We start from the raw sequence: 19,780 nt of genomic DNA, 5'->3' as shown, positions 1-19,780 counted from the left end.
ATTTTTTAATCCACGCAAGAATGACATAGCTGAAAGAAAAATAATAAAACGATAACAAAATGAAAAAGAAACCGATAATAGGTGTTACACCTGATTTAGCTCAAAATTGTGAAAAATATACTTACGCTGCTTTTCCATGGTACGCCTTGCGAAGAAACTATACCGATGCAATTATTGCAGCCGGTGGTATACCGCTATTATTACCTTATCAAACTGATACAATAAATCAGCTTATGGAACTTGTTGACGGTGTTGTAATTCCAGGCGGTGATGAGGACATACATCCTAAATTTTATGAACCGGAATACGCCGAAGATGTAGTAATTTATAATGAAGAACGTGATAATTTTGAGATATTAGTTTTAAAGAAAGCATTAGAGAGAGATATTCCGGTTTTAGGAATATGCCGAGGTATGCAGTTATTAAACGTTATTTTTAAGGGCACGCTTATTAAACATATTCCTGATTATATTAGACACCTTTCTGAACTCGCTTATAGGGAGGAATTTGAAGGAAACACGGAACGCAGCACCGCAGCGTACAAAAGTGTACGTGAGGATGCGAGTACCGGATTGACGTACAAATTACCCCTAGAAGTAGAGTTCAGAAAGGTGTCTACTGTAATTAATCATACACAGCCTCCTCCTAAAAACATAGTTTCGCATGCAATTAATATAGAAGCAAATACTAAACTTGCTAAAATAGCTAATAATCAGCTACAAACTATGGTTAATTCTACTCATCACCAGGCTGCTAAACAACTTGGTAATAATCTTATCGTATCTGCAAAAGCAGAAGACGGCATAATTGAAACCATTGAATCAACGAAACATAAATTTGTTATCGGCGTTCAATGGCATCCTGAATATCTTAACGATAATGGAGTAGATTTAGAATTATTTAAAGAACTTGTAAAAGCTAGTATAATTTAAACTGTAGAATTTATACCTCACCCATTATTGTAGATTCTTCGTCTTCTACGATAACGCAATTACCTAAATCTTCAATTAACGATTTAGGTATATCTGTATTTTTAATAGTGAAATTATCAAATGATTTAATTGTTAATAATGCTAGATTTTTTAGTGTAATAAAATCATTAATTGAAGCTTTTAGTGCAGGATTATTATAGGAAAATTTTTCTAGATTTTTTAACTCATCATATAAATGATTTTTATCTTTAAAATATTCTATTTTTGGACTAAATTTATTTTCTTGCCTCTTTAAAAAAACATTTTGTACTTTTGAACTACACTCTAGAAAAAATTTATGTAATTCTTCTATATTAGATTGCTTATATAATATCTCACATTTCGTTATATCTGCTATTATTTTTATTATACTTTCATTTATATATGATTCTAATACAGGTTGTATTATCTCATTGGTAATAATAGTATTAGGATATTCAAGTAAATATTGAGTAAATTTGTTAATATCGTAATTATCATCCGAATAGTTGGTTAATATTGATTTTATTAATGGAGTACGTGTATCATCATCATATAAGAGTTCAGCATGATTTACATTTACGCCGTGTTGAATGAATAACTCTAACATTTCTACATAATCATAATATGCTAATTCATTTAATATACTTGCCCCTTCATCGTTATATATGTAATTTACATCTGCTCCATGTTTAATTAATAATATAGCTATTTTTAAGTAATTGCAGCAAGGAATAACAATTTTCCAAGTTCAGAAGCATCTTTGTTAATCAACAACTCTACCGTTTCATAATGACCAAACAGAGTTGCACGAGCTGCAGCAGTATAATTATTTGAGTCTTCAATATCCCTCTTTGCCCCATGCTCAATTAATAACTTCACTATTTTATGATGACCTTGAGAAGCAGCACAATGTAAAGCCGTGGTTTTATAACCTTTAAATAATTCACCGCTTACATGTTTATTATCATGTGCTATTAATGAATTAATATCAATTTCATCTGTTTCTAATATTAATAAAACTTCAGCAATATCACCTTTATCTGATGCCTGTGCTAATAAATCTTCTTTGCTATTATTTAAAAAAACTTTTTCAAATTTATTTTCCATTACCTTATTCCTTAATTTTAGTTAATGATTTATGCACATAATAGTTAATAAAAATTAATAATCAAGGATTATTATCATGAATTATGATTTTTAACAATATTTGTTTCATTTTATAAATGTGTTATACTAAGCATAAAATAAATATTTATGGCTTATTTAGAGATATTTGCTGAGTATATCATTGATAAATTAGAGAAAGGTACAGAAGTTCAAATAATATTGCCTAATAATTTCTCATGCCTAGAATTAAAGAAGATTTTAACCGATAAATATAAAATTAAATTACCTATCATTATTCCTTTTAATTCTCTTATTTCAAAAAAAACCGATTCGGATTATGTATCTAAAATAGAAGAACTTCTTATTATATCAAAAATAATTACAGAATATAAAGACTTACAATTTAATAAAAATGAATCATTAAAAGCTGCAGAAATTCTAAGAAAATTATTTAATGATCTTATAATCAATAATATCGATATAAAATTAATTGAAGTCTATAACAATTCTAACTATTGGCAAAAGATTTATAAATTTCTAGAATATTGCTTTTTAAGATGGCAAGAAGAAATATCGTTTACTCAAAAACAAACTAGACCTCTTCAGAAACGAGGATTTAGGGAGGAATTTGAAGGAGACACGGAACGCAGAACCGCAGCGTATATAGACATACGTGAGGATTCGAGTACCGGATCGACGTACAAATTACCCCTAGAAGTAGAGTTTCCGAAGAGGTCTACTAAAGCAGCTTATAAATTGAAGCTATTACAAGAAGAAATAATAAGAATAAAGAATAGGAATAAGCAAATAATACTTGCCGGAATATTCAAACCTAATGTTTTTTTTAAAAGATTTGAGGAAGACTTAAAGGACTACATAGTTCACTATCACCCTGGCTCAAAGCAGATTAGCAACGATATATCTTATTTAGAACCCGCAAATATTTATGAAGAGGCTAAACAAATAGCTTATATATGTAGCCGTAATAAAGATAAACGAATAGCAATCGTTACGGATAATAATAAGCTTAAAAGAGTATATTGTAATTTTTTAGACAGATACGAAGATCTACTAGGTAATGACTTAAGGCTTACTAATATAGGTGAATTACTAACTTCCATTATTAAAATATTATGTAATAATTTTGATTTAAAACTCCTATTTTTATTACTTAAAAATCCTTTAATTAACTGCTCTGCCGTACAAAAGTTAGAGATGATACTATCTAACAAAAACCGTTTTATACCCTCGCCTAAATATTTATTGCAATTACAATTTGTTAACGAGGATACAAAAGAATATTGCCGTAACTTAATAGATATTTTATTTACCGATAACCCGCATAATATATTAGATATTCTGACCTTAACTAAAGAAATAGCTGAAAAACTTTTGCCTACTATTTGGGAAAAAGAAGGAGGAGCAGAACTAGTTGAGTTTTTAACAAATTTAACTGCATATAGCAAATATATAAATTCAACGGATAAAAAGGATTTTCCTAAAATTTTTTCTTTTTTACTATCTAATATCAAATATTATAAAAATACTGACTCTGCCAATATTATTATAGCACCACCGGAAGATTTAGAATTATGTGCATTCGACTTAATTATATTACCGCATTTTAATAGTGAAAACTGGACACCTACCACTAAATCTCACCCATGGCTTAGCAAGAAAGCTTTGCAGATACTAAATATAGATTACAATGAAACCGCCTCTACTCTATATTCAGATTACTTCAATTTATTTCTACAAAATAAACAAGTAATTATACTAAACGCTAAAAAATATGATGGTAAGTTGTCAGTGCCGAGTAATTTATTTTTGAAATTACAGGATGTCATTCCTGCGGAAGCAGGAATCCACCTAGACATGGATTCCCGCCTACGTGGGAATGACATAAGGAAGGATTACATAGGGGACGAGTCCACAGCACATAGCCTCTCTTTCCCAAGCATCTTATCAGTAACCGACATAGAAACATTAATAAGAAACCCATACGGGTTTTATGCTAAGAAAATCCTTGGACTACGTAAAAAAGATAATATATGGGAAGAGCCTAAAATATCGGATTTCGGTAATTTTATTCATAAAGTTTTAGAGGAATATTCTAAAAATTACGACAAACAATTTATTAATTTAAATTTGCTTGATAAACAAAATGCTTTAATAAATATCGGTAATCATATTTTATATGGCACTATTTTACCAAACTACACAAAAAAAACTTGGCAAATAAAACTAATGGCTTTCAGCAAAGCTTTTATTTTATTTGATATAGAACGCCGAAAAAACTGCAAAGAAATCTATTTTGAAACTAAAGGGGAATTACGACTAAATATTGCAGGTCAAGATATAAAAATAATCGGTATAGCTGACCGAATTGAAATAAGTAAATCAAATAATATAACTATACTGGATTATAAAACCGGTACTATCCCAACTAAAAAAGAAATAGAACTAGGACTCTCTCCACAACTTATTATAGAAAGTTTAATGTTACTAGAAAACGGATTCCTGGAATGTCGTTCTCTGTCCCTTTTATGTCATTCCCAGCCTCTTTTATGTCATTCCCGCGAAAGCGGGAATCCAATCACCATTGCCTATGTAAAAATAACCAGTACCGAACCTTATGTGCAAACAACAGAAATAGCTTTAAGTATCGAGACTTTAAATAAACATAAAGCAGGATTAATAAAATTACTTGAATATTACGTTACAAATAAGTCTTTTTCTTATGATTTGAATTTATCAAAATATAGTGATTATTTGCATTTGAGTCGATGTCACCCCGTGACTTGATCACGGTATGACACCGAGCGGGTTTTTTGATTAATTTACAATGAATCTTACAATCCCATCACTAACTTAAATCCTTTATTCTTCCCCATGATAATCTTACTATTCGTATTATAAATAATCGGATCATTAATTTTTTCATGACCTAATCTATTTGTTTTAAATACCGGAATATTTAAATTATCTGCAAAATTACGAAGCACTAACATTGTGGCGTCAAGATCTTTACCGAATGAACCGAATATTATAGCCTTAACATCCTCAAGTAACCCTGCTTGCTTTAAGTGTAAAAGCTCACGATCTAATCTAAAAGGAGCTACATTCACATCTTCTAAAAAAAGAATTTTGCCTTTAGTCTTTATTTGCCAACTCGTTCCTATACTAGTCTGCACCATAGTTAAGTTACCGCCTGTTAGTTTACCGTTAACAAGATCACTTGATTTTGCTATATCGTTAAGCGGACTCAAATTATCTATAGTAACCTGCTTTACCTTACCTTTTAATATTTCAGCAAGCTTGGTAAAATTACTTTGTTCTTTATCAGGTTTTAATAAATCAGCTATATTACTGCCGTGAATAGTTTTCCATCCCCATTCTTGTGATAGAAAAAGATGTAACGCCGTTATATCGCTATATCCTATAAAGAATTTCTCTTTATTTGGTTTTGATAGCTTTAGTAAATCGGGAATTATTCTAGCAGAACCGTAACCGCCTCGTAAACTCCATACTACATTATCAGACTCATCAAATAATGTATCCCGCAGGCAATTAAATCTTACTTCATCGCTACTTGCAAGAAAGGGTAGCTTACCTTTAGCAAAACACTTAGAAGGAATTTGTAAATTTAATCCATTAATATTTTTTAAATCCGATAAGGTCTTATTATCACCACCTGTTGCCGGAGCAACAACAGTAATAGGGATATTTTTTAGGTTAGTAGCAGCAGAAAAAGCTGATATTGAAAAGAATAATATTATTAGTAAAGATAAGTTTTTAAGAATCATGAATATAATTGATAGGTTATATGAACAGGTAAACCTACTATGTCATACCGTGGATAAACCACATATTCACCACCCGTAATATTAACTTCTTCATTTCTTAATTGTACAAGGCTAAAGTCAGTGTAATTATTGAACTCCTCACTAATACCTAATGTTTCAGATATAGCACTTACTACGCTTAACTCTTTAGAATCATTATATAAATCGTAAGCTAATTTTAATGCTATTTCTTTTTTCACAAACTGATTGGTTTCAGGAGTTAACTTCCTTAAATAAAAATCTAAATCTTGTGGGTTATATATTGCATCTATAATTTTCTTAACTTCAATTTTTTTACCATTATTAAGCGTTACTTTAGATTCTAGTAATTGTGATATAACCTCTATATCATCATCGGAATCTTCATCTGACGTGTTACCTTTAAAGTCACTAGAATTTATACTCTCTGATGAAGCCTGAGAGGTTGTAGCTTTATTTGAATCATCGCTTATTCTAAGATTTTCCATTTTAGTCCATAGCTGGTCAGTTGAACTACAATCACAATCGGCTAGATATTTTCTACCTTCTTCTCCAGTTTTTACAGCATTATCAATAAACTCTTTAACTATCCACTTATTGTTAAATTTGTTATAAGCAGCTTTTATGAATAGTTCTAAATTATTAGAACCTAACTCTAAGAATTTTTGTTTAAGGTCCATAGGGATATGACTTTTTGTATCTAGCCATGTTTGCATTCCTGATATTACCTTATTAGTGTCTTGTGTCGGTACAATAATATTATGCTTCTTAATATTAACATCAAGTGCATTTTTGGTACTAGAATCCAATTTAGATACTAAGTTTTCATACTGGGCTGGGTTATTTTTAGCTTCTTTTAAAGTTCTTACTATTTTCTTAAATATTTGTACTATTTCTGAATGACTACTCGTAGTGCTTGTCATCCAATCCCATTTAAAATATTCAAACCCGCCGGTAGCATGATTTGGAACTTCAACATGTGCAGATTTATGGTCATATCTAATGCCGATTACATCAAGATCTTTTTTATATTTCTTTAATTGAGTATCGGTATCATTACGCTGTTTCTTAAAGTGTTGCTCTAATTTTTTCATACTCTCCTCCTTAATTCATATTGTTAATTAGTTTCCATGTCATACTTATATATTACTATATGTCAAAATAAAACACTAATAAAAATTAACTTTTTACTATATCACAAGCATGTAAGTCACGCTTAAAGTACAAGTTACTATTCTTATTTAAGATTACCCTATAAATCTGAACATTTTCAAGTACTCTTTGAACGTAATCTCTTGTTTCTCGATAAGGTATAAGTTCTATCCAGTCAATAACTTTTCTTGTATCTTTTATATCCCTTGGATCACCAAACCTATCTATCCATTTTACTACGTTATGACTTCCGGCATTATAAGAAGCAATAGATAGAATATAAGAACCTTTATGATCATCTAATAATTTTTTGAAATGATGCGAACCAAGTTTAATATTATATACCGGATTCCTAGTTAAATCTGCTACATTACATTTCATATTTATAGATTTTGCGGTATCATAAGCAGTACCCTTAATAAGTTGCATCAGCCCCATGGCATTTGCATAACTCACGGCCCTATGGTCAAAGACCGATTCTTGTCTAATTATTCCATAAGTTAGATGAGGTGGGATAGGCAAACCTCCTAGATTATAAGGCGTTGGAAAAGCACAATCCGGAATAAAAGCGTTATTTTGGGCAGCAATTTTTGCTACCTCAACCATATGGTTAGTATTATTATTTGCTTTAATAATATTCGCAATTATTTGAATTTCTGCAGGATTTTTAGTATTTTTAATCGCTGCTTTGGAATATATCATGGCTAAATTATTCTTATTATATTTAACCAGTAACCTTATTGCTTTAATAATTTCTTTATTTTCTATAGTTTTCCTTTCTTCAGAAGTTATTACGGGAATAGGAGGTAAAACTAATTTTGTCCTATTTAATTCAATATTTGCTACCTGCCCATAAAAGGTAAAAGAATATTTGGCCGCCTGCTCGTAAAATTTTCTAGCCGTTTGCTTATCGCCTTTTGCTTCATAAGTACGACCTAGCCAATAAAATCCACGTGCCAAACTAATCGGGGTTTTAACAACTTTGATAAACTTATTAAAATGTACTAATGCTTGATCAGGCTTTTTTAAAAAGCTTAAAGAAAGCCAGCCCGCAAGCCACTCCTGCTCCCTTATAGTTTCAGGACAAGTAGCAAAAGGAAGCGTTGCCATTCTATAGCTATTAGCAAAATCTTTGTAATCGATGAATTCACGAGCATAATAGGATTGAATACGACACCATTTAGCAAAATGTTTACGGTTATTTTTAGCTTTCTTAAACAAAGTAATAACTTCCTTTGTCGGCTTTTGCATTTTTTTAAAATCTAAATAACGATATAATAAACCAGAACTATAGTATTTTTCAGGAACACTTTTAAAAAGCTTTTCAGCATTTGGCGATTTACCTATAATCGCAATTTGGACTTTAAAAGAATTACGGTAACCTTGATCTACATATTTTAGTGACTGCTCAGCAGATCTAATATCATTTTTCCATAAATGTTCTTCTATTCGTTCTAAATGATCATTTGCAGTTAAATATTTATGCCACTTATTGTAATATACATTTTCTTCTTCAGGAGTGAAATTGGCATATACCCAAGCCTCTTTAATAATAGGTAGTAATATCTTCTGATCTTTGATTAAACTACTTGCAGCTGCCGCATAAAATTTATAACCTTTGCCGGTAAGAGGAGGATGTTTACTAAACCAATCAAAAATTACTTTTTTATTTGTATTATTATTTAGATATTCTTCCACTCTTTCTTCAAGCAGCTTGTTTTGAGGCCAATCCGGGTTATTGCGTAAAAATCTTATTACATGTTCAAAACTATTATCTGAATATTTATTATCTAAATATTTCTGAGAAAGTACAATTTTTGTTAAAACTTTACTATTTACCTCTAGAGCTAAATCTTCAGCTTGTGACCAATTTTTTTGATCGATATAGGTAAAAACTTGCTTAACATTATCTACAGAATCAGAATTTACCCCAGTTGTCATCCCGTAGCTTGACCACGGAATCCAGTTCAAAGCTAATAAAAATATAGAAGTTAATAATTTTATTGTGATTTTCATAAGTTTTATGATTTGTTGCAGTTGTCATCCCGTGGTCAAGCCACGGTATGACACCGAACGGATTTTCCGATCCACACAACAATGCCCCACAGGATGACAACTGTCAAACACCCGTAGAACCGAAGCCGCCGCTACCACGCATCGTTTCCGTAAGGCTACTACTTTCTTCCCATAATATGCGTTCGTACTTAGAAATTATCATCTGAGCAATTCGCATCCCTTTTTCTATAACGAAATCTTCTTTACCGAGATTAATAAGAATCACCTTTATTTCGCCCCTATAATCTGCATCAATAGTACCTGGTGAATTAGCAACCGTAATACCGTGTTTAACGGCAAGACCCGAACGAGGTCTTATCTGTGCTTCAAATGAGTCAGGTAATGCTATAGCGATGCCGGTTGGAATTAGCTGTATTTCACCTGCTTTTATTGTTATAGGTTGCTCATTTGCGGCTATTAAATCCATCCCCGCACTATGCTCTGTAGCATATTCCGGCAAACTACCTGAAAAATTTTCTAATTTCTTAATTTTAACTTGCGTTATAGTCATACTACCTTATATCAAATTTATCGTTAATAATTTTATTTTCTACTGCATCAATTAAAGAATTAGCAAGATTATCGGTTAATATCTTACTTCCCATGCCAAGTTTCTTTTTAAGCCAAGGCTGTTTAGCACACAGATATTGAAACTTAATATTATCGCCGAATTTTTCTTTCATTACGCTATACATATCACCTATGCCGTCAATTAAGCCGTAATCAAGAGCCGTTTGTCCTGCCCAAAATTCACCGTTAAATAAAATCTCGTCTTGCTGTGTTAACTTCCCTACTCTTCTTGTTTTTATATATTCTACAAAATGCTCGTAAACCTGCTTTTGCAAATCTTTGATAATTTTAAGGTCCTCTTTATTAATAGGTTTAAAAGGATCTAAAATTGCTTTATTTTTTCCTTCCGTATAAACTCTACGCTCTATTCCAAGTTTATTAATCGCTTCATGGAATCCGAATCCGCTTGACACTACTCCGATACTACCTATAACCGAACTATAAGAAGCATATATCCGGTCACCGCTGCAAGCAAGCCAATATCCACCTGAAGCCGCCATATCTTCAATAAAACTATAAATTTTTATTTTATTTTCTTTAGCAAGGTCACGAATACGTTTCGCAATAAGTTCAGATTGTACCGGAGAACCGCCGGGAGAATTAATAATTAAACATAATGCTTTTAATTTCTTTATTTTAAAAGCTTTTTCTATTAGTTCATTTAATGATTCTAAAGTAAGTCCCGATTGCATAGTACTTACTTTACCGATAACACCGCTAAGGCGTAAAACGGCAATCACTTCTTTAGAATCACCAAAAACCGAAGCAAATAATTGATCTAATTTACTTATCTGCCGTTTGGTTATTATCTGATCAAATTCTGCATTCGCCATAGTTGATTTATTTACTTCATTCATTATTCTGCTCGTTTTTAATTATATCCTTTTTTATTGGCGGCAAAGGCTTAGCCGGTTTATTCAGAGATTGCTCATTATAACTATTTTTAGGTTCAGGATAATTTCCGGGAATGGCAGATAAAATAGTATCTCTAACTTTTTCGTCATACCAATTTGTATTGCCGACAAAGCTAGTTACTATTTTGCCGTTTGGGTCTATTAATATACTAGTCGGTAAACTAACAACCCCTAAGGCTTTAAATAATTCATTTCTATAATCATGATAAATCGGCAAATATCTTATTTGATAACTTTTAAAATATTCTTTAACAACTTTTATGTCTTGATAATCTTCTGAAATTGGAATTACTGAAAAAGGTAATTTCCTAAAATCTTTTTGTAACATATCAAGGTCAGGCATTTCTTTGACACAAGGAGCACTCCAAGTAGCCCAAAACACTAACAATATAGTCTTTCCTTCAAACTGATCAAGAGAATATTGATTTTTTTCTTCATCAAAAAAAATTATATTATCAGGTACGCTTGAACCTCTTAAAAATTCTAATTTATCCTGATGCTTAGCATAAATTTTAGGAATAGGGGTTATTATAGATAATAAAAACACTATAATATATATAAGATATTTATTATAATTTCTTAAGGTCATATAATAATTTATAGTAATGAAAACATTTTATTTATTCGTATTAGCACTTACATTATGTAGTTGTGGTATAAAAAAACCTTTAGAAGCACCGCAGAAAGAGGCAATATTGTCATCCCGTGGCTTGACCACGGGATCTAAAAAAAATTAAAAAAGACTGGATCCCGCGGTCAAGCCGCGGGATGACAAAAGTCTTCTAATACCTCTTCAGTGTCGTACCTTGTAATACTAAGTCAAAACAATAAGACGGCATATTTTCTTGCGGTTCGATCAATATCGGATTTACTTCACCGCACTCATTATCACACATATTTTTATCAGATAAATCTAAGCGTGTTTCAAGAGTAGTAAGACTGGGATGCTCTATTCTTATGTTTGCACTTCTCAAATAACGAGAAGATTTATAAGGCAACATGCTAATAAAGTAATATTCTCCTTTATTATTAGTAGTAGCAATACCGGAACCGGTAAAGCTTGAATCGCTTTTACTTGTAAATCTTCTTTTATCAACTCTAGTTTTTAAAGGTTCATAAGGGTATTTACCTCCGCTTCCTACTTGCCATAAATAAACTTTAGCATCTGCAACCGGAACACAATTTTGATCTAATATTTTTCCTTTAATTAATATCCTTTCACCGTAAAATTTTGATAATCTTCCTGTTTTACGTAATAAATTATTAGTAGTCTCAAAAACTTTCGGTTCATAATCATTAAATATATTTCTAGTAATTTTACAACGATTAAGCTTATTATGGTAGGTTTTAGAAGCAGCAAATATGTTTAATGTCCATAAACATAAAAAACAAAATATAAATTTTTTCACTTTTCACCACTATATTTATAAAATTCTGCATCTAAATTTAAATCAATTATTTTTATTAATCAAATTATTTTTATTCTCATTTGATTATTAAGTAATTGATTGTTATAGTAAACTTTGTTGTACTAAAACATATACTCCTGATAAATGACAGAGTGGATAGACGAAGTTTAATTTGGAAAAGAGCAAGGAGTATATAAGGCAAGGAGCGGAACGTAGATAAACTACGTGAACTTATAATACGACATACAGCTTATTTCAGAAAATTCTAGACAAGATGAATTTCAAGGCAAGCCTGCGGAACGTATAATAATACGTGAGCAAAGGCGAGTCCTGTAAAATTCTCTTGTATTGAGCTTTCTGAAATAGCTGCAGCCAATTTTTCAAATTAAACGAGTATATATGCAAAAATTTTTATCTTTAATAATTGTAATCCTAATACTTTACAATATAGTAAAGTTAAAAATATCTCCAGAAAACAATAATTCTACAACTATAGAGCAAATGGCTTCAAATAATTCATCTAACGGTGAAAACCAAACTAGTATAAATAATGAACACCCTATTTCATTAAACGGTAATTTATTTGAACGTACGGTTTCAAAAATAGTAATAAATGCTCTTAAAACCGAAGAAGGGAAAGCATTTTTTGAAAATATTTTACAACCGTTAAATGGACCTATCAATCCTAATGATTACACTATTGAAGTACGTAAGGATTTAGTAAAAACACTGTTCAAAATTAATACGCTCGGTAGCGGTAATCTCGGTCCCGCTTCTTGCGGACATGTAGTTACCGTATTTTATCAAATATCAGATATGAACAATACTTTAATATCTGAAGATACTAAAACTTTTACTTTAGGCTCTGCTCCTGTAATGCTTGGCTTAGATAATGTAATAATCGGTATGATGGTAGGAGAAGCACGAGAAGCTATTATTCCGGCAAAATACGCCGTTAATAATAGTAATAATATTATCTTCGATGATGCTTATAATTATAAAATTAATGTAATTTTAAAATCCATATTACCGCAAAATTTTGTCAAAAATAATGAAGTAAAAATTTATGATGATGAGATAGCTTATCGTGTTCCTTTATTATGTGGTGAAAAAGTAAGCTTTAACGCTAAAATTACTCGCTTATCAAACGGTAAAATATTATATGATTCTAAAGAAAAAGGACAACAAATAGATATGAAAATCGGCGATATTACATATCCTTTAATTTTTTCTTACGCCTTGCAAGGTAAAGTAACGGTTGGAACACGCAGTGTTATTGCCGAAGGCAAAACATTTAAAGCTTTAGGTTCTAACATAAATAAAATTATTTCTCATGAATCATTACCGATAAATGAATATCTTTTGCTTGAACTAGGAGACTTTAAACAAAATTAAATAAATATGAAACAAAATAAAATTCAAAGACAAAAAAATTATATTTTATTATCTATCCTTGTCATAATGATAATAATTGTATATCTTATAGCATTAATAAAAATTGCAGGATAAATTTTGTAATTATTAAAAATTTAAAACTCAAATTAAATGAGTATATAAGAATCTTACTTTAAACTTTAATTAAGCTAGGAGTTTAGTATGGAAATTATTAAAAAAAACAAAAATATTATTGTACTAGTAGGTTTGATATTTTTAGCAGTAATTATTTATATCTCTACAAATAAGAGTTCCGATAATAAAACAAATGATAATATATTAGAAGTAAAGATAACTATAAAAGATCATAAATTTGTTCCGAATATAGTTGAAGTACCAAAATCTACTAAGATAAGGTTAATTGTTCATAATGAAGATGATACAGTAGAAGAGTTTGAAAGTCATGATTTACATCGTGAAAAAATAGTTATGCCGAATGAGTCAATAAATATTATACTTGCACCGCTTAAACCCGGAAAATATGAAATTTTTGGGGATTTTCATCAAGATACGGCTCAGGGTATTATAATTGTTAATGATTAGATAAAAAATATGTTTAAAATTGCTTTAGTAGTGTTTCGTGAATGTTTAGAAATATCCTTATTACTTGGTGTAATACTCGCCGTAACAAAACAAATAGAAAAATCTCGTCTTTATATTATTGCCGGAGTAATGCTTGGAGTAGTATTTGCTTCGATTTTTGCATTTTTTACCCGTAAATTATCTTTATCTTTTGACGGAATAGGCGACGAGCTATTCGATTCCGGAATTATGATACTAATAACAATTCTGATTAGCTGGACAATAATATGGATGCAAGGTTACGGTATAAAAGTAAAGCAACATATAAACGACTTATCAGTAAAAATTCATGAAGGTAACGCCAGTTATTTCATGTTGGTTTTTTTAGTTGCCACTACCATATTACGAGAAGGTGCAGAAATTATTATTTTAGTATATAGCATATCTTCAGTTGAAACAATATCAAGCAGTATTTACTTGCAAGGAGTGATAATAGGTGCTACAAGTGGCTTCTTACTTGGTTTAGTAATATATTTCGGTTTAATTAAGATTGCTAATCAAAAATATATTTTTAAAATCTCTACTGTATTATTAATGCTAATAGCAGGCGGATTTGCAGCAAGTGCTGCAGGTATTTTAACCTCTTCCGGTCTAGTTATGTTTTTATCCGATCAACTTTGGGATAGTTCATGGTTAGTAGCAGATAGAAGTATGATAGGTAAAATCTTAAATATTGTTACCGGTTATATTGCAAGACCTAACGGGCTACAAGTACTTGCCTATTTTACTACTATATTACTGATAAATATTTTCATACAAATAAAATTAAGATATTCCAAAAATAACTTAATATCAGTACAAAAAAATGAATCAAATTAATTTTATCAAAGAGAACAATTAAATTAAATATGTTAAAACTTTTATCAGAAATTGGTCCGGTAATAGCATTTTTTGCAGGCTTTTTTTATGGAGGCGGTATACAAAACGCTACTATTTATATGCTTATTACCTCTGTTATTTGTATTACCCTTTGTTATGTTATCGATAAGAAAGTATCCAAGCTTTCTATTATTTCTACGACTGTTTTATTAGTTTCGGGAAGCATTACTTTAATTAGCGGCGATTCAATGTATATAAAAATCAAACCTACTATATTATATGTTATTTTTGGAATAATATTTCTCATGAGCGGTATAAGAAAAAATCCTTTTATCAAATATGCTTTAGAGAGTGTAGTACGTCTTAAAGAAGAAAGCTGGATAACTTTAAGCTATAGAACAGCGGCTTTTTTCTTTTTTATGGCTGTAGTTAATGAAATAGTTTGGCGTAATTTCTCAGATGGAACATGGGTAAAATTCAAAGTATTCGGTGTAATACCTATTACTTTTATATTTATTTTACTGCAATTACCTCTTTTATTAAAGAATAAATTACCGGATAGTAAGATATAATACCTTACTATTTTTACTCTATATCATTACCGCGTGGCATTATTGCGTAGACCGGTAAAACCTACTGTGTCATCTAGTTCGCTTGCTAACTAGGTCCATAAAAACAATAAAAAATACTAATAATTTTAGTATTTTTAACTGGATCCCGTGGTCAAACCACGGGATGACAGAGGTAAAACTGATCCACGCAACAACACCCGCTCGCAATGACGACTCGGTATGTACGCAACAAGGTCCGGTACTATAGGGAATGACATAAACAAACAGTTAATTCTTAAACAAATACAATCTTTTAAAAATCGTAGGGTACTATTATTATGATGTTACGAGTTCTAATTTTTATAGCTCTTTCTTTTAGTCTATCTGCTTGTTTACCTGCTATTTTTACTGCAGCAACCACTACCGGAATTGTTGCTTCAAAAGATCAACCAATGTCTGAAACATTAAATGATTCAAGGATTTCTGCCGGTATTAAAGCTGATTTAGTAAAAAATAATTTTAGAGATTTAGGAGCTAAAATAAAGGTTGAAGTATCACAAGGAAGAGTATTATTAACAGGAAATATTCAAAAAGAATCTGATGCGTTAAAAGCCGTAGAAATTGCTTGGAATCAAAAAGGCGTAAAAGAAGTTATTAATGAGTTGAAAGTAAATAAAAATAGTAATCATTTTGACTTAGCCCAATATACTAAAGATAGTATGATAACCACACAAATTAAAGCTAAAAACTTAGTCAGAAAAGACATTAAATTTGCTAATTATACTATTCTAACTATAGATAATATTGTTTATTTATTTGGAGTTGCAAGATCAGAAGAAGAGCTAGAAAAGCTTGCTTCTATTGCATCAAAAATAAAAGGTGTTGAAAAAGTTGTGTGTTACGCTAAAATAATGGATAATTTTAATAAGCATGATGATGATACGACGCCATAAACTTATTGTATTAATTTTTTTATTGATTTTTTGTCTAAGCGGTTGTAATACCTCAAAAAGATTACCTTATTCCCATAAATATTCTTACAAAGAATTATCAAAGGATGATCCTCATAATCTAACTTATAAAGGACATTATAAAGTTGGAAAAAATTATAAAATAAAAGGAAAGACTTACAAACCTCACAGTCCTAAATCTTTTACCGAAACAGGTTATGCTTCATGGTACGGGGGACGTAAAGACGGTTTTCACGGTAAAAAAACAGCTAACGGTGATAGATTTAATAGAAATTTATTAACTGCCGCACATAAAACTCTTCCGCTTCCTTGCTTAGTTAAAGTTACCAACAAAGCCAATAATAAATCAGTAATTTTAATGGTTAATGATAGAGGTCCTTTTAAGAAAAATCGTATAATAGATGTTTCTCAAAAAGCAGCCGAAATTTTAGCATTTAAAAATCAAGGTATAACTAAAGTAAAAATAGAATATTTACCTAATGAAACTGAGAAATTTCTAAAAAATATTAATCTAAAAAAACCACAAAGTAAAACTTTAGCTAAAAACTCTAAAAAATCTTCATCTACTAAAGTTACAAGAAACGCTAAATGTAGTGTTAATTGTCATATAAAACTTGTAAATCTAAAATATAAGCTGGCAGTGAATCCTTAGGTAAGTCAATAGACTTCTTGCATAACTTGCTTCTAAGGGCAATTTGTACGTCGATCCGGTACTCGAATCCTCGCGTACCAAGTGTACGCTGCGGTTCGAGGTGAAGTGTCTCCTTCAAATTTCTCCTTATTAGCTACGTTATGCAAGAAGTCTAATATTGATACCGCTTTTATGTCATTCCCGCGGAGGCGGGAATCCAGTAACCTCATTGTCATCCCATAGCTTGACCATGGGATCTTGTGCCACAAATTGTATCCTAAGATCCCGCGATTAAGTCGCGGGATGAATATACAAGAACTGGATTTCCGCCTCCGCGGGAATGACATAAAACGATCCACGCGGGCAATGCCTCTCGCAATGACGATACATATCAACTACGTATATTCTTTTTCTTTATTATTTTTGATTTAGCTTTTGTAGTAGATTTATTATTAGAGGCAAGTTTGATTGAAGGTTTAGAGACTATAGGCTTAATATTAAAATGCTGATCTAGTAGCCCCATCATTTTTTGATCACGAGATGCGGCACTTTTGCCGCCTGTAACAACGGCAATCAATGATTTACCGTTCCTAGAAGCAGTAGTTACTAAATTATAACCTGCCGGTGTATGAAAACCTGTTTTCATACCTTCTGCACCTTGATAATTTTTAGTAACCCTATTATGTCCGTTTACTATGTTTCCACGGAATACAAAGCTGGTTTTAGCAAATAAAGGATAATATTTAGGATAATCTCTCTTTAAGGCCATAGCAAGTTTAGCCATATCTCTTGCGGTAGTTTGCTGCAATGGGTCATGCCAACCTGAAGCATTTTTAAAATAGGTATTCTTCATACCGAGCTGTTTAGCTTTAACATTCATTAAATGAGCAAAAGCTTTTTCGGAACCTTTCATATTCTCAGCGACCGTTACGGCAGCATCATTAGCCGACTTAATAATTAGTGCATTAATTGCTTCTCTGACCGTTATAGTTTCTCCTGTTTTTAAACCAATTCTAGTAGGAGGCATCTTTGCTGCTTTTGCTGATACAAGTAATTTTTTATCTAAAGGCAACTTACCTGCTTCAATTGCTTCAAACATTAAATATAAGGTCATGAGTTTGGTTAAAGAAGCAGGATAAACTCGAATTTGTGAATTATGAGCCTGCAGCACTTTACCGCTTTTTGCATCAATTACTAAACTAGTTTGAACAGGAGGTTTAGGAATATTTTTTACAGCTTTCTTCGCTTCGCTTATGGGAGCAAAGAAAAATGTTGCAATAAAAATATAAGGTAATAAAAATTTACTAAACATTTTAAATAAATAAAATATTATTCAAATTAAATCAAGTGGGATTTTTCGTCATTGCTCAAAAATCAGCTCGATGTCATTCCAGCAACGGCGGGAATGACATCAAAAGCAGGAAATGACGTTAAAAACAAATACTTACTACACATTAACCTTTTTATTAAGATACATTAATATAAACAAAGCAGGCAAGGCTAAAATTATAGTAAAGATGAAAAAACCGTCCCAACCCATCATATTTACAAGTTTTCCGGCATAAATAGTGACAGTATTGTTACATAAACTACTGCTACTGCTAAGTAAAGCATATTGTGTTGCCGAATATTTTTTATTACATAAATTACCTATATAGCCGACTAAAGCAGTAGCTCCCATAGCAGCAGCAAAATTCTCTATAGTAATAGCAATTAATAAAGCTTCAAAAGAAGGAGGTTGGTGATTAAGCCAAATAAATGCAAAATGCGTTAGACTTTGAGCAATACCGGTAATAATCAAACCTTTAAAATTCCCTACACTATACATTACAATACCACCGGCAAAGCCTCCGACTAAGGTCGCAATCAACCCGTAAAGTTTAGCAATTATTGCTATTTCGCCTTTTGTATAACCAAGCTCTATATAAAACGGTGAAGCAACCGCTCCAAGCATAGCATCGCCTAATTTAAAAAATATTACTGCAAATAAAATAGTTACGGCAAATTCTCTTTTGAAAAAATCCTTGAAAGGATTAATTACTGTAGAAATCCATGAAGTAATAGAAGTAATATTAATTTTTTCTCTTACTAATTCTTTTTCTTTTACGGTTATTATAAATATCGTTGCAACAGCAAATATTATAGCTATAACAAAGAAAGTTAGTTGCCAATTATTTCCGGTTATTTCTGCAAGGTACAAAGCACCTGCACCGGTAATTAGCATACCGATTCGATAACCAAGTACGGCAGTTGCACTAGCTATGCTTTGAGTTTCCTGATCAAACTTATCAATACGCAACGCATCAACAGCAATATCGAACGTGCTGGATAAAAAGCCTAATGCTATAGTCAAAAAATATAAAGAAGTTAAAGAAACCTTAGGATTTTCCCTGCTTATAACAATTAATACTAAAGCCATTAAAGAGCTACATAATATAAGCCAGCTTTTGCGATGTCCCCACTTACTTAAAAAAGGTATTTTAAAACTATCGACTAACGGCGACCAAAATACTTTTAATGAATATGATAATCTTGCAACCGCAAAAGTAGTAATAACAGCGATATCTATTCCGGATTCTTTTAACCATACCGAAAGAGTAGAAAAAATTATAACCAGCGGCATACCGCTAACTATTCCTAAAATAAATATTTCAAATAATCTATAGTCTTTAAAAATCTTGGTAATGAGCATTGTGGTATTCCTTGAGTTGAGGTCATTCCTGCGTGGCATTGTTGCATGAATCGAAAAACGCATTCGATGTCACCCCGTGGCTTGACAGAGGCGGAATTGATCCACGCAACAACGTC

Annotated in this window: 21 protein-coding genes and 2 pseudogenes; 10 read left to right on the top strand and 13 right to left on the bottom strand. The window is 31.2% G+C overall.

The genetic code is table 11. The features are described 5' to 3' along the window. Positions 1–59: 59 nt before the first annotated feature. Positions 60–932, top strand: coding sequence for a gamma-glutamyl-gamma-aminobutyrate hydrolase family protein (locus AC5587_RS03670; RefSeq protein ID WP_499162889.1), 873 nt, complete (start codon positions 60–62; stop codon positions 930–932). A 10-nt stretch (positions 933–942) separates the two neighbouring features. Here AC5587_RS03670 and AC5587_RS03665 read toward each other — a convergent pair whose 3' ends face one another. After that, positions 943–1,560, bottom strand: a complete 618-nt coding sequence (locus AC5587_RS03665) for a hypothetical protein (RefSeq protein WP_499162888.1) — start codon at positions 1,558–1,560, stop codon at positions 943–945. A 104-nt stretch (positions 1,561–1,664) separates the two neighbouring features. Continuing rightward, positions 1,665–2,060: an ankyrin repeat domain-containing protein gene (locus AC5587_RS03660; protein WP_499162887.1), complete on the bottom strand. Its 396-nt coding sequence runs from the start codon at positions 2,058–2,060 to the stop codon at positions 1,665–1,667. A gap of 147 nt (positions 2,061–2,207) precedes the next feature. Here AC5587_RS03660 and AC5587_RS03655 point away from each other — a divergent pair, with 147 nt between their 5' ends. Then, positions 2,208–4,865, top strand: a complete 2,658-nt coding sequence (locus tag AC5587_RS03655) for a palindromic element RPE1 domain-containing protein (RefSeq protein WP_499162886.1) — start codon at positions 2,208–2,210, stop codon at positions 4,863–4,865. Between the two features lie 47 nt (positions 4,866–4,912). Here AC5587_RS03655 and AC5587_RS03650 read toward each other — a convergent pair whose 3' ends face one another. The 7 genes from AC5587_RS03650 to AC5587_RS03620 all read right to left on the bottom strand — a co-directional run bounded on the left by AC5587_RS03650 (position 4,913) and on the right by AC5587_RS03620 (position 11,164). After that, the gene (locus tag AC5587_RS03650) at positions 4,913–5,866 is read right to left on the bottom strand and encodes an LD-carboxypeptidase (RefSeq protein WP_499162885.1); all 954 of its coding nucleotides are present in this window, start codon (positions 5,864–5,866) and stop codon (positions 4,913–4,915) included. Continuing rightward, on the bottom strand, positions 5,863–6,978 hold the full coding sequence (srfF, locus tag AC5587_RS03645; protein WP_499162884.1) for an SrfF family effector protein: 1,116 nt from the start codon (positions 6,976–6,978) through the stop codon (positions 5,863–5,865). Before srfF ends, AC5587_RS03650 begins: the two co-directional genes overlap by 4 nt. Before the next feature lie 85 nt (positions 6,979–7,063). Next, positions 7,064–9,007 (bottom strand): lytic transglycosylase domain-containing protein, encoded by a 1,944-nt coding sequence (locus AC5587_RS03640; protein ID WP_499162883.1) that lies wholly within the window; start codon positions 9,005–9,007, stop codon positions 7,064–7,066. Beyond that, complete coding sequence (locus AC5587_RS03635; RefSeq protein ID WP_499162882.1) at positions 8,955–9,134, bottom strand: hypothetical protein; 180 nt, start codon at positions 9,132–9,134, stop codon at positions 8,955–8,957. The genes AC5587_RS03640 and AC5587_RS03635 overlap by 53 nt, the downstream gene beginning before the upstream one ends. 21 nt (positions 9,135–9,155) lie before the next feature. Then, on the bottom strand, positions 9,156–9,602 hold the full coding sequence (gene dut, locus AC5587_RS03630; RefSeq protein WP_410526519.1) for a dUTP diphosphatase: 447 nt from the start codon (positions 9,600–9,602) through the stop codon (positions 9,156–9,158). Between the two features lies 1 nt (position 9,603). After that, on the bottom strand, positions 9,604–10,518 hold the full coding sequence (locus AC5587_RS03625) for a S49 family peptidase (protein WP_499162881.1): 915 nt from the start codon (positions 10,516–10,518) through the stop codon (positions 9,604–9,606). Further along, positions 10,511–11,164: a TlpA disulfide reductase family protein gene (locus tag AC5587_RS03620; protein ID WP_410526521.1), complete on the bottom strand. Its 654-nt coding sequence runs from the start codon at positions 11,162–11,164 to the stop codon at positions 10,511–10,513. Before AC5587_RS03620 ends, AC5587_RS03625 begins: the two co-directional genes overlap by 8 nt. Before the next feature lie 16 nt (positions 11,165–11,180). Here AC5587_RS03620 and AC5587_RS03615 point away from each other — a divergent pair, with 16 nt between their 5' ends. Beyond that, positions 11,181–11,312, top strand: coding sequence for a hypothetical protein (locus AC5587_RS03615; protein WP_410526522.1), 132 nt, complete (start codon positions 11,181–11,183; stop codon positions 11,310–11,312). A 45-nt stretch (positions 11,313–11,357) separates the two neighbouring features. On the opposite strand, the gene AC5587_RS03610 is transcribed toward AC5587_RS03615, so the two are convergent. Continuing rightward, complete coding sequence (locus AC5587_RS03610) at positions 11,358–11,984, bottom strand: dioxygenase family protein (protein WP_499162880.1); 627 nt, start codon at positions 11,982–11,984, stop codon at positions 11,358–11,360. A 399-nt stretch (positions 11,985–12,383) separates the two neighbouring features. Here AC5587_RS03610 and AC5587_RS03605 point away from each other — a divergent pair, with 399 nt between their 5' ends. From AC5587_RS03605 to AC5587_RS03575, 7 genes and pseudogenes are all read left to right on the top strand, one after another. Next, positions 12,384–13,379 (top strand): FKBP-type peptidyl-prolyl cis-trans isomerase, encoded by a 996-nt coding sequence (locus AC5587_RS03605; protein WP_499162879.1) that lies wholly within the window; start codon positions 12,384–12,386, stop codon positions 13,377–13,379. 201 nt (positions 13,380–13,580) lie between these two features. Then, the gene (locus AC5587_RS03600) at positions 13,581–13,961 is read left to right on the top strand and encodes a cupredoxin domain-containing protein (protein WP_410526524.1); all 381 of its coding nucleotides are present in this window, start codon (positions 13,581–13,583) and stop codon (positions 13,959–13,961) included. 9 nt (positions 13,962–13,970) lie between these two features. Next, positions 13,971–14,819: an FTR1 family protein gene (locus AC5587_RS03595; RefSeq protein WP_499162878.1), complete on the top strand. Its 849-nt coding sequence runs from the start codon at positions 13,971–13,973 to the stop codon at positions 14,817–14,819. A gap of 29 nt (positions 14,820–14,848) precedes the next feature. Beyond that, a complete protein-coding gene (locus AC5587_RS03590; protein WP_499162877.1) occupies positions 14,849–15,391 on the top strand; it encodes a septation protein A in 543 nt (180 codons plus the stop codon). 9 nt (positions 15,392–15,400) lie between these two features. Then, positions 15,401–15,617 (top strand): annotated as a pseudogene (locus AC5587_RS03585) (hypothetical protein); the annotation flags it as partial. A gap of 91 nt (positions 15,618–15,708) precedes the next feature. Then, positions 15,709–16,323: a BON domain-containing protein gene (locus AC5587_RS03580; RefSeq protein WP_202069949.1), complete on the top strand. Its 615-nt coding sequence runs from the start codon at positions 15,709–15,711 to the stop codon at positions 16,321–16,323. A 22-nt stretch (positions 16,324–16,345) separates the two neighbouring features. Continuing rightward, a complete protein-coding gene (locus AC5587_RS03575; protein ID WP_485441287.1) occupies positions 16,346–16,993 on the top strand; it encodes a septal ring lytic transglycosylase RlpA family protein in 648 nt (215 codons plus the stop codon). A gap of 6 nt (positions 16,994–16,999) precedes the next feature. On the opposite strand, the pseudogene AC5587_RS03570 reads toward AC5587_RS03575, so the two are convergent. From AC5587_RS03570 to AC5587_RS03560, 3 genes and pseudogenes are all read right to left on the bottom strand, one after another. After that, positions 17,000–17,208 (bottom strand): annotated as a pseudogene (locus AC5587_RS03570) (palindromic element RPE1 domain-containing protein); the annotation flags it as partial. 155 nt (positions 17,209–17,363) lie between these two features. After that, a complete protein-coding gene (locus tag AC5587_RS03565) occupies positions 17,364–18,284 on the bottom strand; it encodes a D-alanyl-D-alanine carboxypeptidase family protein (protein WP_410526528.1) in 921 nt (306 codons plus the stop codon). Positions 18,285–18,419: 135 nt separating this feature from the next. Beyond that, a complete protein-coding gene (locus AC5587_RS03560; protein WP_499162876.1) occupies positions 18,420–19,664 on the bottom strand; it encodes an AmpG family muropeptide MFS transporter in 1,245 nt (414 codons plus the stop codon). Positions 19,665–19,780: the final 116 nt, after the last annotated feature.

This window comes from Rickettsia endosymbiont of Hedychridium roseum (genome assembly GCF_964028255.1).
GTDB classification, from domain to species: Bacteria; Pseudomonadota; Alphaproteobacteria; order Rickettsiales; family Rickettsiaceae; genus Rickettsia; species Rickettsia asembonensis.
The sequence above is the reverse complement of the archived record's forward strand: the minus strand, read 5'-3'. Positions and strand labels throughout refer to the sequence as shown.

Bases quoted from the DNA above. Each gene is read 5' to 3' on its own strand.
- AC5587_RS03590 (WP_499162877.1), top strand. From the start codon at position 14,849: ATGTTAAAACTTTTATCAGAAATTGGTCCGGTAATAGCATTTTTTGCA.
- AC5587_RS03580 (WP_202069949.1), top strand. From the start codon at position 15,709: ATGATGTTACGAGTTCTAATTTTTATAGCTCTTTCTTTTAGTCTATCT.
- AC5587_RS03595 (WP_499162878.1), top strand. From the start codon at position 13,971: ATGTTTAAAATTGCTTTAGTAGTGTTTCGTGAATGTTTAGAAATATCC.
- AC5587_RS03650 (WP_499162885.1), bottom strand. From the start codon at position 5,866: ATGATTCTTAAAAACTTATCTTTACTAATAATATTATTCTTTTCAATA.
- AC5587_RS03665 (WP_499162888.1), bottom strand. From the start codon at position 1,560: ATGTTAGAGTTATTCATTCAACACGGCGTAAATGTAAATCATGCTGAA.
- srfF (WP_499162884.1), bottom strand. From the start codon at position 6,978: ATGAAAAAATTAGAGCAACACTTTAAGAAACAGCGTAATGATACCGAT.
- dut (WP_410526519.1), bottom strand. From the start codon at position 9,602: ATGACTATAACGCAAGTTAAAATTAAGAAATTAGAAAATTTTTCAGGT.
- AC5587_RS03615 (WP_410526522.1), top strand. From the start codon at position 11,181: ATGAAAACATTTTATTTATTCGTATTAGCACTTACATTATGTAGTTGT.
- AC5587_RS03605 (WP_499162879.1), top strand. From the start codon at position 12,384: ATGCAAAAATTTTTATCTTTAATAATTGTAATCCTAATACTTTACAAT.
- AC5587_RS03620 (WP_410526521.1), bottom strand. From the start codon at position 11,164: ATGACCTTAAGAAATTATAATAAATATCTTATATATATTATAGTGTTT.
- AC5587_RS03600 (WP_410526524.1), top strand. From the start codon at position 13,581: ATGGAAATTATTAAAAAAAACAAAAATATTATTGTACTAGTAGGTTTG.
- AC5587_RS03565 (WP_410526528.1), bottom strand. From the start codon at position 18,284: ATGTTTAGTAAATTTTTATTACCTTATATTTTTATTGCAACATTTTTC.
- AC5587_RS03670 (WP_499162889.1), top strand. From the start codon at position 60: ATGAAAAAGAAACCGATAATAGGTGTTACACCTGATTTAGCTCAAAAT.
- AC5587_RS03660 (WP_499162887.1), bottom strand. From the start codon at position 2,060: ATGGAAAATAAATTTGAAAAAGTTTTTTTAAATAATAGCAAAGAAGAT.
- AC5587_RS03560 (WP_499162876.1), bottom strand. From the start codon at position 19,664: ATGCTCATTACCAAGATTTTTAAAGACTATAGATTATTTGAAATATTT.
- AC5587_RS03625 (WP_499162881.1), bottom strand. From the start codon at position 10,518: ATGAATGAAGTAAATAAATCAACTATGGCGAATGCAGAATTTGATCAG.
- AC5587_RS03655 (WP_499162886.1), top strand. From the start codon at position 2,208: ATGGCTTATTTAGAGATATTTGCTGAGTATATCATTGATAAATTAGAG.